This window comes from Nitrospira sp. (genome assembly GCA_024760545.1).
In the GTDB taxonomy this organism is placed as follows: domain Bacteria; phylum Nitrospirota; class Nitrospiria; order Nitrospirales; family Nitrospiraceae; genus Nitrospira_D.
Genome location: CP060501.1, coordinates 3,619,746 through 3,632,179, shown reverse-complemented (window position 1 = coordinate 3,632,179; position 12,434 = coordinate 3,619,746). Strand labels below are relative to the sequence as shown.

General features: G+C 52.9%; 9 protein-coding genes. 6 read left to right on the top strand and 3 right to left on the bottom strand.

All coding sequences use genetic code 11. The features are described from left to right. Nucleotides 1-68: 68 nt before the first annotated feature. From H8K03_17215 to H8K03_17200, 4 genes are all read left to right on the top strand, one after another. Nucleotides 69-3,836 (top strand): SIR2 family protein, encoded by a 3,768-nt coding sequence (locus tag H8K03_17215; protein UVT19512.1) that lies wholly within the window; start codon nucleotides 69-71, stop codon nucleotides 3,834-3,836. A gap of 38 nt (nucleotides 3,837-3,874) precedes the next feature. After that, nucleotides 3,875-4,177: a cupin domain-containing protein gene (locus H8K03_17210; protein ID UVT19511.1), complete on the top strand. Its 303-nt coding sequence runs from the start codon at nucleotides 3,875-3,877 to the stop codon at nucleotides 4,175-4,177. Nucleotides 4,178-4,241: 64 nt separating this feature from the next. Beyond that, nucleotides 4,242-4,664, top strand: a complete 423-nt coding sequence (locus H8K03_17205) for a hypothetical protein (GenBank protein UVT19510.1) — start codon at nucleotides 4,242-4,244, stop codon at nucleotides 4,662-4,664. 242 nt (nucleotides 4,665-4,906) lie between these two features. After that, the gene (locus H8K03_17200) at nucleotides 4,907-6,442 is read left to right on the top strand and encodes a DUF4403 family protein (protein UVT19509.1); all 1,536 of its coding nucleotides are present in this window, start codon (nucleotides 4,907-4,909) and stop codon (nucleotides 6,440-6,442) included. 6 nt (nucleotides 6,443-6,448) lie between these two features. On the opposite strand, the gene H8K03_17195 is transcribed toward H8K03_17200, so the two are convergent. Continuing rightward, nucleotides 6,449-7,789 carry an ArsB/NhaD family transporter gene (locus tag H8K03_17195; protein ID UVT19508.1) on the bottom strand — a complete coding sequence of 447 codons (1,341 nt, stop codon included), beginning with the start codon at nucleotides 7,787-7,789 and terminating at the stop codon, nucleotides 6,449-6,451. A 159-nt stretch (nucleotides 7,790-7,948) separates the two neighbouring features. On the opposite strand from H8K03_17195, the gene glgB reads away from it, so the two are divergent. After that, entirely contained in the window at nucleotides 7,949-10,147 is a 2,199-nt protein-coding gene (gene glgB / locus H8K03_17190) for a 1,4-alpha-glucan branching protein GlgB (protein UVT22528.1), read from the top strand. Nucleotides 10,148-10,244: 97 nt separating this feature from the next. Here the strand turns inward: glgB and H8K03_17185 are convergent, their stop codons facing one another. Then, the gene (locus tag H8K03_17185) at nucleotides 10,245-10,817 is read right to left on the bottom strand and encodes a DUF882 domain-containing protein (protein UVT19507.1); all 573 of its coding nucleotides are present in this window, start codon (nucleotides 10,815-10,817) and stop codon (nucleotides 10,245-10,247) included. A gap of 344 nt (nucleotides 10,818-11,161) precedes the next feature. Here H8K03_17185 and H8K03_17180 point away from each other — a divergent pair, with 344 nt between their 5' ends. After that, nucleotides 11,162-11,527 (top strand): response regulator, encoded by a 366-nt coding sequence (locus H8K03_17180; protein ID UVT19506.1) that lies wholly within the window; start codon nucleotides 11,162-11,164, stop codon nucleotides 11,525-11,527. A 32-nt stretch (nucleotides 11,528-11,559) separates the two neighbouring features. Here the strand turns inward: H8K03_17180 and H8K03_17175 are convergent, their stop codons facing one another. After that, a complete protein-coding gene (locus tag H8K03_17175) occupies nucleotides 11,560-12,414 on the bottom strand; it encodes a hypothetical protein (GenBank protein UVT19505.1) in 855 nt (284 codons plus the stop codon). Nucleotides 12,415-12,434: the final 20 nt, after the last annotated feature.

The following is a 12,434-nucleotide window of genomic DNA, read 5'->3' as shown; positions in this document are numbered from 1 at the left end:
GACCAGTCTTTCGTATTTCCTTATACTCACGTATACTTTTCACACATTTCCCCCAAGGCATCATTCCAATGCGATTCATCAAGGACGGACCGGATATACCTAATCGCCTAGTACAGGCTCATGAAGACGGAGAGGTCATCTTCTTTTGTGGAGCAGGTATCTCCTATCCAGCTGGCTTGCCTGGTTTTAAAGGACTCACCAATGGCATATTTGAATCTCTGGGAGAAAATCCTAATTCTGCAGAGAAGAAGGCTATCGACGAGGGTCGCTTTGATCAGGCACTCGATCTACTGGAAAGAAGGATAAAGAAACGATCTGTCGTTCGTGAAAAAATCAAGGAAATTCTCACTCCAAAGGATCTAGGCGATTCAGCTTCAACTGCTACTCATCTTGCCTTATTGACACTAGCCAAGAACAAAGACCAGACCATTCGCTTAATTACCACTAATTTCGACAGAATCTTCATTAGGTTAGACCCGTCCTTGCACCATTATGTCGCTCCGCTACTTCCAGTTCCCAAGAAAAGCAGGTGGAATGGTCTTGTGTACCTGCACGGCCTTTTACCAGAAAACAACAATGCAGCTGCGCTCAATAGTCTTGTTGTTTCGAGCGGTGATTTTGGCTTGGCATATTTGGCAGAACGGTGGGCTAGCCGATTCATAACGGAGCTGTTCCGCAACTATGTAGTTTGCTTCATAGGGTACAGCATTGATGACCCTGTGATGAGATATATGCTTGATGCGCTGTCGGCAGACAGACTTCTCGGTGAAATGTCAGAGGAGGTTTACGCATTTGGTTCATTTGCTGAGAGTGCCGGAGACTCGGCTCAAGCCGAACAAGACTGGTGTTCAAAAGGAGTCGTGCCTATCCTCTACCCCGAGACACATTCGCATCAACTGTTGCATGAGACCCTCCTGCAATGGTCCGAACTATATCGAGATGGCATTACCGGACGTCGAGCGCTTATTGTTCGTGAAGCATCTGGCGCTCCCTCTCAAATAAGTAGTGACGGCCAAGTTGAGCGAGTCCTCTGGGCCCTTATGGAGCCATCGGGACAAACCGCAAGGGTATTTGCAGACCTTGATCCTGTGCCGTTAGTTCAATGGCTCAATCTGTTTGAAGAGCCAAGATTCACAGAGAAAGATCTTCACAAACTTGGGATAACCCCATCGTCTTCAAGCCATACCCCAACCCGCTTCTCCCTGTTAGATCATCCTGCCCCTCTCAGTAGCGGTGCCCTCATGTCACTTGTGAACATGGGAGAGTCACATTACACATTATCTCAGTTAGATGAAGTGATGTGGCACATAGGTAGATGGATCGTTCGTCATCTCGACAAACCGGAAGTGCTAATGTGGGCGATCCGGCACGGATGTTCGCTACACCCCTCCTTCAAAGAGCTCATTGTTAGAAAACTCAATGATGAGCTGTCTAGTCTCCCTCGTCCCGTTACAACGATTTGGAGAATGATATGTGCTGGACTAGGGACGAACAGTCGCCATCGTTCTTCCATGCACCTGTATAGGTGGGCAGACGAATTGAAAAGATCTGGGTGGAACTTTTTGCTCAAGCGTGAACTGCTTCGTCTCCTCCGACCGCTGATCTGTTTCAGCGAACCTTTCCGCTGGCGTCAGCGAGGACAAGGAGAGGAAGGGAATCATGAAGCTATCCCTGAGGAGATGCGTATCCGAGACCTTGTTAATTGGGAAATTACCCTAAACGTTGGAGAACACCCATGGGAAAAGCTAAAGGAAATTAAAACACATCCGGATTGGACGAAAGCCGCTATCGAATGCCTTCCATATTTCACATCTTCTCTTCAGGAAAGCATGGATATGATGGCTGAATTAGAGGGGGCTTCTGACAAGAGTGATTTCTCTTACATTAATCGCCCTTCGATCACAGATCACGAGCAGAACAATGATTTTCATGAATGGACTTGCTTGATAGAGCTGTGTCGAGATGCCTGGTTATGTGCAGCCGCAGAAACTCCTTCATTGGCAAAGGCAGAATTGGAACGATGGCAGTTCATCAAGTTTCCAATTTTTAGGAGGTTGGAGTTTTTTGCAGCAAGCGAGTCTTCTCTTATTCACCCTTCAGAAGGTTTAGCCCTCCTGTTGCAGGATAATGGGTGGTGGCTTTGGTCCTCGGAGACTCAGCGAGAGTCTTTTCGCCTGCTTTTATCACTCGGTCCAAAACTCGATGACAGTCAGCTCGACACTCTTTGCAACACCATCCTTGCCGGACCTCCCCGGATCATGTTTCGTGATGACCTCCAGGAAATGCGCTGGGAAGAATTAGCAGGTCGTGCGATTTGGCTACGGCTAAAGATATTGGGAACCACAGATGTTTCGCTATCTAATGCTGCTAAAAAGCAGCTGCAAACGCTCTCAAACAAATATCCTCGGTGGACCCTTCAGTCAGGTGAACGTGACCATTTCCCAACCTGGATGGAATCTGGAGAAGGAGAACTAATTGGGGAGCACATCACGCTACCGAGAGAAATAGACAAGTTGATAAATGCGCTTGCGATCCGCCCTACAGACAACATTGGGTATAAAGATGATTGGAGAGAGATTTGTAAAGCCGATGCGAATCAAGCAATCAATGCCCTTAAGAACCTTGCTGCAAGAACAAACTGGAACATTGGAGTTTGGAGAGACGCCTTACAAGTATTGGCTGAAAGCGACAATCGCATACTCGCTCTGACCGAGATTGGGCCGCAATTGCTAAACGCCCCAAACCAAACGATTCGGGAATTGCGACACACTTATGCTTGGTGGCTGAAAATCCTAGTCAAGGATCTATCACCTTTATTACAGAACATTTGGTTTCAGCTTATCGATAGGGTCTTCGAAAACGCTGACAAAGATGTGAACTCGCTAGAGGGAGATCCTGTTGGCAGAGCAATTAATAATCCAGTGGGACACGCTACAGAGGCCATTCTTAGTTGGTGGTACCAAACAGACCCCATGGTTGGCTCGGAACTACACGAGCCGGTGAAGGCGAGGCTAACGATGCTCACCAATCCAGCGATAAAAGGATTTGTCCATGGTCGCACAATCATGGCTGCACACCTGACATCTCTTTATTCAGCGGACCCTGCGTGGACTGCTCAACATCTCTTGCCATACTTTGACTGGGGGACAAACCCGACAGAAGCACAAGCAGTATGGGAAGGCTATTTGTGGACGCCAAGGATAAGTGCAGAATTGCTCGATGCCTTCAAGGCTCCGTTTCTTAAGACAGCCTGTAAATACAATAGCCTTGGGAAACATGACAAACAGTATGCCTCTCTATTGGTAGTGGCGGCACTTGAGCTGCGAGATCAACTTACCATTGGCGAGTTGAGAGACACGTTCAATGCCCTTCCCAAGGAGGGATTAGCTGAAGCAGCAAAAATGCTAGCCCGCTCACTTGGCAGTGCAGAAAACCGTCGTCCTGATTATTGGACTCATCGAGTAAAGCCACTGATTGAATCTGCTTGGCCAAAGTCACATGACAAGCGTACCGGAAATGAGTCGGCTGCCTTCATGGAACTGTGCGTGTATGCCGGCCCGCTGTTTTTACAAGCTTTCAACTTACTCAAACCGATGATAATTCAAACCAAACACTTTTACTTACCTGTAAAGGCTCTCGCTGAATCTGAGTTAGCGACACAGTATCCATCGGAAGCATTGTCACTCTTGAATGCGATCGTAGATGAATCTGAGCAATGGCCTCTTGAGGAGCTGTCCACCTGTTTAGAACAGATTATGTCGGTTAAGCCAGAAGTTGGTTCCGAGGCGTCTTTTCGTCGATTGCGCGAGTATTACAACCGATATTCCCGTGGGTAAAGGGCAGAGCAGCTGAAACCGCCCTTAACTTTTGCCCGATGTCTTATCTCACCCGTCAGAAATTCCCGATACCTCTCGACCGTGACCAGGTGGCTCAAGACTGGCGCCGGCGAGGTTACTCCTGTGATGTGTTCATCGACCCACCCGGACGCGAGTGGAATGGTTTCGTCCATGCCACGAACGAGCTCGTGACCGTTGTGGCGGGAAAACTCAGGTTGATCATCGATAAAGAAGACATCATCGCGGAACCGGGCGACGAGGTGTTTATTCCCAAAGGGATCCGCCATTCCGTCAAAAATATTTCTTCCTCCGCGACGCATTGGCTATATGGGTATGACTGAGATCGCTAAAATGTGAGAGATCGGTTCAATTTCATGAGAGCGAAGCGCTGTTGAAAGACGATTCATGAAACCGTTCCTGGTCATAACCCTACTCATGCTGACCTCGACCGTTGTCTTTGCTGAATGGACGGTGGTGGAGCGTGACTATTTTTCACCGGGCTTGCAAACGGTGTACGTGGACTCAGCCAACCTCCAACGCGACGGGAATCTCATGACGATTTGGCAACTGATCGACTACAAATGGATGCAAGGCAACTATGTCGGGACGCCGCGGTTCCTATCCACCACCGCCCGCAAACAGTTCGACTGCGTGAACCGGCGCGTCCGGTCACTGTCATTCGTGGAACATTACGGGCATATGGCGACAGGTACGGCCATGTCGGGGTACATCTCGAACGATCAGTGGCAACCGATCGAATCACAAACGCTCAATCAAGCCCTTTGGGAAATCGCTTGCGACCATCTGAAAAAGGATCAAACACCGTAACGCAAGTCTATCCGCCCTATCTTGCTCCTTGGAAATCCCTGCGCCCCCTCGATCACGGCCAAGTAGCTCTGGTATTTATAGAACTCGAATTCTGTGACCGCTATTTTGGACCTGACAAACAATAGCGTGTTTCTGGTATCCTAGCCCCCGTCTCTTCATCACCTAGACTCACTTTTCATAGGCTTGAGGCGGGTTGAAGCCACGCACCTCACTATCAGCAACTATCTAAAGGGGGAAAGCAGATGTTTTCCAGACCCATAGGCAAGGCTCTCGTCGTCTTATCCTTGTTGCTGCCGTTAACGGGTTGTCTCGCCAAGCAGTATGTCGTTCGTCCACCGGCGCCGACGCTACTGCCGGCAATCCCGAACCCCCTCTCTCCGTCGACAGAATCCAGTATCAGCGTTCCTGTCCATGTCGACCTGTCACCGTTTCTCACTGCTGCCAACGATGACGGCGTGATCCCGAAGAAATTCGACCATTGGACGAGCGTCATCAAGCATCCCAAGGGCACTGAATTCAAATACTATGCGGAGCGAGATGATTTTACGATGGCACCTTCGGGCGCTCAGCAAGCCAACGGCACACCTTCGGGCATAGTTCTCCGTGATTGGTGGAAAGGGATCGAACTCTCCAGCTCCCACATATTTGTCGGCACCGCCATTCGATATAAAATTGGAGCGAATTCGCTGTACTGTGGCGATGGCAGTGAATGGCCACGAAGGGCCACACTGCATGGGAGTATTGCGACTGAGCTGACTCCGACCTATGGTCTATCCGCATCGGTCGCCAGCGTGACAGTGAACACCAGTGATCCATGCCAGATTCGAGTCGCCGATCTTGACGTGACTCAGGAAGTGAAACAGAGGCTGGCAGACATCGTTCGAGGAGGACTTAGCCGAGCGGTCACCCGCATCAATGCGCTGACAGTCAAATCTCACGTGGAAGATGTGTGGAATACACTGCACCACCCCATCCAGTTAGAACCGAATGCCTGGCTCCAGTTCAATATCGACAAAGTCGGACATAGTGGCTTTTCGGGGACCGGCCCCATTGTCGATGACACCATCCACATCACCGCGAAACCGGTCATCGTCTTCGGCCCGGAACCACCTTCTGGAGGTGCAGCCCTTCCTCCACTCGACACTCCACCCACTTCTACCGGATTCCACGGTGCCGCCGATGCCCAGTTGTATGGCACACTTCCCACAACGCTTGCGAATCGCCTCACTCCCACTGGATTCCACGTCGTCGCTGACATCCCGCTGGACTATCCCTCGCTGTCCAAATCACTTGCAGCGCGGTTGAAGGGAAAACGTGTCGCCATGAAAGGGGAATTCGTTCAGATCTCTGATGCGGCCATTTTGGGCCGTGGTGGCAACCAAGTGGTCCTGCGGATAGTGTTTGAGGGAGATGCGACCGGCCACTTGTATTTCGTGGGAAAGCCTGAAATGAACATCTTGACACAGTCTATCCAAATCGGTGGCCTCCGCTTGGACCGCGATTCCGAACAGTTGCTCACAAAGGAAGGCCCCGATTGGCTTGCCTACTCGTTCAGAGATCTCGTCACGGCTGAAACCTTACTCGGCGTGTCTCCGGCAATCGAACGCATGCAAGGCCTGCTTCGAATGGCACTGAATCGTTCAATCAGTCAGACGCTCTCCCTGCAGGGGACGGTCCAGTCGGTGCAAGGTATCGGCGTATTCGCCGACGTGAACGCGCTGTTCGTTCGAGTGATGAGTGACGGATCACTTAACCTGAAGGCTAATGGCAAGCAGTAAATTACCTTAGCGCAGAAACACAAGCCAGAGGTAGAGCGCGCTCAGCGCGACCGATCCGACCATGACGGGAAATCCGAACTTGAAGAACTGCCAGAAGGTAATCCGATAGCCGGCCTTGCGTGCGATGTCCACAATCACGACGTTGGCACTCGCGCCGATGATGGTCCCGTTTCCTCCCAAACAAGCCCCCAAGGCCAGGGCCCACCAGAGTGGAATGATATCCGGTTGATGGACCAAGGTCGCGTAATCGGAGATCTCGGGGTGCAATGACCTGGCGAGATCGACGATGAGCGGATTCATGGCGGCGACATAGGGGATATTGTCCACAACGGCGGAGAGTATCGCCGACCCCCACAGGACTGCCATCGTGGACCCGGTGAGGTTGCCCCTCGTCACCGCCACCAGTTGATCGGCCAGATACCGGATGACACCCACTTTGACTAGTCCGCCGACCAGAATAAACAATCCGATGAAAAAAAAGATGGTTTTCCACTCCACTTCCGCCAGATACGTCAACTCTTCGGCATCATCCGCCTTCCGCCGGGCATGACCGATCAACATAAATGAACTCGCACCCAGGAGCGCGATCGTGGCCGGCTCCAGATGAATGAGCGAGTGAACGCAAAATCCGACGTTGACGACCACCAGCAAGAATAGACAGCGGTTCAAGAAGGCGCGATCCGGCACGGCTTCTCGTGAGCTCAGCGAGAGAATGGCTTCCCGCAGACGGGGCTCGACCGTCATCGATCGTCCAAAGATGAGCCACAACGCACCCACGAAGACCGCCATGATAAGAATCGCAATCGGCCCCATGGCCAGCAAAAAATCCAGATAGCTGAGCTCCGCTTTGCTGGCGATCATGATATTGGGTGGATCGCCGACGAGCGTCGCCGTTCCGCCAATATTGGAGGCGAGGGCTTCGGTTAACAGGAATGGGATCGGATTGAGCTCCAACCGTTTTGTAATCGCCAACGTAACCGGCGCCATAAGCAGGACGGTGGTGACGTTATCGAGCATGGCCGATTGCCCGGCCGTCAACAGAGCCAGCAGGACCAGTAAGCGAAACGGTTTTGCGTCCGCGCGCTGCGCCGCCCAAATGGCCAAGACTTCGAAGAGACCCGACTCCCGTACAATATTGACGATCACCATCATGCCGATCAGCAGAAAAACGACATTATAATCGACACCGAATTCATGGGAATAAAACGCCTCCTCTTGCGACACGACGCCGAACACGATCATCAACGCCGCGCCGGACAGCGCCACAATCGTCTTGTGGATCCGCTCCGTGACGATCAGCAGGTAGCAGACGCTGAAGATGAGAAGAGCTACAGTGAGAGATGACATTCAACTCCTCGTGACCGACTAAAATCAGCGCATTATCGGGGGGCATCCGCGATAATGCAATGAGAGTCGTCTTTCCGGTCGTTCAGCCGACACCGCCGAGAACATTTTCTCCTTCCTAATCGAACACGCAGCCATTAGGATAGAGCCATGCCGCTTCCAATGACCTTTCAACAAGACGATCTCGATCTCCTCCTTGCGGGCACGCACTGGAATCCCCGCAACATCCTCGGTCCGCATGCCGTAACGATCGACGGCCGCCCTTGTGTCATCATCCGCGCCTGGCTCCCGGACGTGAAGGAGGTCGAGGTGGTATCGGACTCCGCTCTGTGGCGCATGACTCGTCTCCATGAAGCCGGCCTGTTTGAGGCGCTTCTTGCGGGGGAAACCCAAGTGCCGTCCTACCGGCTACGAATCACTCTCCACGACGGTACCGCGACTGAAATTCACGATCCCTATGCCTTTTCCCCCCTCTTGACGGATTTCGAACTGCACCTGTTCGCCAACGGAACGCTGTATAAGGCCTATGAAAGTCTCGGCGCTCATATCCGCACTGTCGGCGGGGTCCGCGGAGTTCACTTTGTCGTGTGGGCTCCCAATGCCGTCCGTGTGAGCATCGTCGGCGACTTCAATGGATGGGATGGCCTCCGCCACCCCATGATGGGTCGCGGCGCCACCGGTCTCTGGGAGCTCTTCATTCCTGATCTGCCGGAGGGCACCATCTACAAGTATGAAATCCGGTCGCGGCAGCACGACATGCTGTTACTGAAAGCCGATCCGTATGCCTTCGCCGGTGAACTCCGTCCGCGCACTGCCTCGATCGTTCACGATCTGTCCACCTACACCTGGCACGACGACGCGTGGATGGCTGCTCGGTCGAAATGGGATGCGCTGACATCTCCCCTCTCAATCTACGAGGTTCATTTGGGGTCTTGGATGCGCGTTCCCGAGGAGAACAATCGGTGGTTGACCTATCGAGAGCTCGCGGACAGGCTGATCCCTTATGCGCAGGATCTCGGATACACGCACCTTGAGCTCATGCCGGTGACGGAACACCCGTTCGATGGATCATGGGGCTACCAAGCGACCGGTTACTTTGCCGCCACCAGCCGGTACGGTGATCCTGAGGGATTTATGGCATTCGTGGATGCCGCTCATCAAGCCGGCCTCGGTGTGATCATGGACTGGGCGCCGGCGCACTTTCCGGACGATGCGCATGGATTGGCACTGTTCGACGGCACGCATCTCTACGACCATGCCGATCCGCGTCTCGGCTACCACCCCGATTGGCACAGCCGTATTTTCAATTACGACCGAGTCGAGGTCCGCACCTTCCTCTTAAACAGCGCGCTCTTCTGGCTGGACAAGTATCACATCGATGGGTTGCGCGTAGACGCCGTGGCGTCAATGCTCTATCTCGACTACGGCCGAAAGGCAGACGAATGGATTCCGAATGAGTTCGGCGGCAAGGAGAACCTCGGGGCCGTCTCACTCTTGAAAGAACTCAATGTCCTGATCCACCGGGATTTTCCAGGAGCCGTCACCATCGCGGAAGAATCCACGGCGTGGCCCGGTGTGTCTCGACCAACCTATACGGGAGGGCTCGGGTTTACCTTCAAATGGAACATGGGGTGGATGCACGACATGTTGACATTTTTTCAGCACGACCCGATTTACCGGCGGTTCCATCAGAACCAAATCACCTTCGGCCTTCTCTACGCCTTCAGTGAGAATTTCATCCTTGCCCTCTCTCATGACGAAGTGGTCCACGGCAAGCGCACGTTGCTCGACAAAATGCCCGGCGATGCCTGGCAGCGTTTTGCGAATCTTCGGCTGCTCTATGGATATATGTATACCCATCCCGGCAAGAAAATGCTGTTTATGGGCGGAGAGTTCGGCCAGTGGCACGAATGGAATCATGATACGAGTTTGGATTGGCATCTCTGTAACTATGATCCGCATCGCGGGCTGCAACGTTTGATTCGCGACTTGAACCGGATCTATCGCGAAGAACCGGCGCTGCACGAAGTCGACTTTGACTGGAACGGATTTCAGTGGATCGACTTCAGCGACGCCGACAATTCCGTCATCGCCTACCTCCGAAAGGCAAAAAGCACGGAAGCGGCCATCGTTTGCCTATGCAACTTCACACCGGTCCCTCGTCACGGCTATCGCATCGGAGTTCCTGAACCCGGTTGGTATCGGGAACTGCTCAACACAAACGGCGTCGCCTATGGCGGCAGCAATATCGGAAACGACGGCGGTGTGCAGGCGGCCGCAACCCCGAGTCATGGTTTTCCGTACTCATTGACCGTCACACTCCCCCCTCTGTCCATCCTGTTGTTGAAGCGACAGTCATAGCAAATCACTGCCGGGACTCGGCATCATCCGATTCCAGAACCTAACAACGTCCGCTACCAGGGATGTGAAATGTCTCTTGAAGGGATGCGGCTGGAAATTACCAATGCCGGAATGGACCGGAATCCAAATGCACGTAACTAGAACGCTTATAATAGCCGACTCCGCCGTACTGCAATTCGAGCGCTGCTTGGCGAAGCTGCTTCGGACGGACTCCAGGGATCAGAAGATCGATCGCCTGCCCCTGCATATGCAGACTGTTTCGAGCGGCACGCCGGCCGGTTCGAACCAACATGGCGTTGTACTCGGGAGACCGAAAGCCTGAAATGACATGGATCTCTCGCTGACCGCCGAGTTTCTTCTGCACCAAATTCACGTGCTCGAGCACGCGCACATCCATGGCCGCGACTTCGCCGGTGTAATGACAGCGCAGGATATGATTCACATCGTCAAGCGCCGCAAGATCATAGGCGCCCGCTTCGTCACGGTAGGTCACATCCAACCTCTCATTTGTCCATGCGTTGACCAAGGTGAGCTTTCCCTCAGGCAGTTCCCGAGCCTGCGCAGGCTGGGGACCAACCAGCCGCCCACTCAGCAAGAGAGTTCCTACCAGAGATACATGAAGAAATGCTCGGCGGGTCCATGCCCATGTCGACTGATCGGCACTATTCACTGAGACCTCCCTACTGGACAGCACAGGTCGAAATCAATGTGCAAGAAAATACATTGTGATGAAAGACTGAGGCTTCACGCTTGTAACAAAAATCAGAAAGTCGGTCAACCAAAAATTCTTTCTTTTTCTTGGGTTACATCTTATTCGGTTTACCGTCAGATGAAACATCATTCGATTGTCGATCAGTGAAACCGATATCAACCTACAGGGCAGCGGCCATGATTCATGAGGCTGATTGGCCCCATCGCATTTACCCCCTTTGCACGTATCTCAAATATCCTTTTATTTCTAGACAGCGTCAGGAATCCCCAGGTAAGATCCAGCGAAAGTCCTTAGAGTATCTTATGGCAAATATCCTGGTCATCGACGACGAACCATCCATCCGGGGGCTGCTCAAAGAAGTCCTGGTGAAGGCGGGTCATCGTGTATTTGAGGCAGAAGATGGCCAAAAAGGGCTCACCCTCTATCAGCAAGAAGCCGTCGATCTCGTGATCATGGACTTATTGATGCCGGAGACGGACGGCCTTGAAGCAACTCTTCAGCTCACTCGAGAGTATCTCGACGCCAAAGTGATTGCCATCACGGGGGCGCAAGGTGATCACAACTTCTTGGATGTCGCGAAACTCTTCGGCGCCCGCCGCACCTTCGAAAAACCGTTCGACATCAACAAACTGGTTGAAGCGGTGAACGAAGAACTCGCCGTCGGTTGAATCGGGTTCACGCGGACACACTCGACTCCGAGCTATCGTTGACCTGTCAGTTCCTTCCGTGCAAGACCGCGCATCATGGCTGGATCGCCGTATCCTACCTCACTCAGCGCATCCAGCAAGTGCAGTCCCTTCGACGCGACCAATTCCTTTGCCCTCGCATAGTTCCTCGCGCTAAACCGCGCGACAGCCGGCTGACCGTTCACAATCTGACAGGCCAGCACCTCACCGTTCACTTCGAGCGTACCGCCTTGTTCGATCAACGTCTTCGCCTGAGCCAGCATGATGCCGTGAAGCGCGGCAAACTCCTGTATGCCCCCGGTCTCGACCAGCCGTCCGTCCGGCATGATACAAAGCCGCTTGAAATGCGGTGACCAGTCCTTCCGGAAATCGATATATTTGATGCCGCCGCCTTTGGCGACAGCGCGATCCAATGTCCGGTAATCCAGCCCCAAATTCTTCTGCTCCAGCTTGGCTTTCAGCTCGCCCGGCAACGTCTTCCGAAAGACCTCTAGCGCCGCATCAAGCAGCGGAACCACACCGGTTCGAACCGATCGCTCTGCCTCGGCGAATTGCATAAGGTCTAACGTCCACGTTTGCTTCGGCGCTTGCCCGGAAGGATCAATCCAGCAGGCAAACAACCCGCGTGTGAGAATGCCGCCCTCCCCCGGGTACACGTAGACTCCGCCTTCTGTCAGCAAGGTCGTCATCGTCTCAAGCGGCACGTCATAGCTTTCCGCGAGGATCTTCGCATGAACCGATATATTCTCCGCCTCGGTCATAGCACAGACGGTCACATTCCCCGGTGCGTCGAACTCGGAATAGTCTTCGACGATGTTATAGAGCACCGCGCGTTTCGGCTTTTCGGCTTTCTTTTTGATCTTGAACATTTCTCGGATCGTCCCTCGTA

What these genes read in the sequence shown, in the direction of transcription:
- H8K03_17180 (UVT19506.1), top strand. Translation starts at nt 11,162, where the DNA reads ATGGCAAATATCCTGGTCATCGACGACGAACCATCCATCCGGGGGCTG.
- H8K03_17200 (UVT19509.1), top strand. Translation starts at nt 4,907, where the DNA reads ATGTTTTCCAGACCCATAGGCAAGGCTCTCGTCGTCTTATCCTTGTTG.
- H8K03_17205 (UVT19510.1), top strand. Translation starts at nt 4,242, where the DNA reads ATGAAACCGTTCCTGGTCATAACCCTACTCATGCTGACCTCGACCGTT.
- H8K03_17210 (UVT19511.1), top strand. Translation starts at nt 3,875, where the DNA reads ATGTCTTATCTCACCCGTCAGAAATTCCCGATACCTCTCGACCGTGAC.
- glgB (UVT22528.1), top strand. Translation starts at nt 7,949, where the DNA reads ATGACCTTTCAACAAGACGATCTCGATCTCCTCCTTGCGGGCACGCAC.
- H8K03_17215 (UVT19512.1), top strand. Translation starts at nt 69, where the DNA reads ATGCGATTCATCAAGGACGGACCGGATATACCTAATCGCCTAGTACAG.
- H8K03_17175 (UVT19505.1), bottom strand. Translation starts at nt 12,414, where the DNA reads ATGTTCAAGATCAAAAAGAAAGCCGAAAAGCCGAAACGCGCGGTGCTC.
- H8K03_17195 (UVT19508.1), bottom strand. Translation starts at nt 7,789, where the DNA reads ATGTCATCTCTCACTGTAGCTCTTCTCATCTTCAGCGTCTGCTACCTG.